At 64.5% G+C, this 214-nt stretch carries 1 protein-coding gene; it reads left to right on the plus strand.

Features of this window, described 5'->3' with window-relative positions; all coding sequences use genetic code 11:
• Positions 1 to 214 (plus strand): hypothetical protein (locus AC5RWX_RS34660; protein WP_494100620.1); only part of this gene is annotated, 214 nt, incomplete at both ends.

Genomic DNA, 214 nt, shown 5'->3' on the forward strand with positions numbered 1-214 from the left:
CGGCGCGGGCGATCACCAAACGGCTTCTTGTCACGGTCCGCAAAAGGCTTACGATCGCGGTCGCCGAACGGCTTACGCTCACCGGCACCGAAACCACGGCGGTCCCCCTCGCCATCTCGGCGCGGACGATCACCAAACGGCTTCTTGTCACGGTCCGCAAAAGGCTTACGATCGCGGTCGCCGAACGGCTTACGCTCACCGGCACCGAAACCAC

This window comes from Arthrobacter sp. SPT-J7 (genome assembly GCF_059089965.1).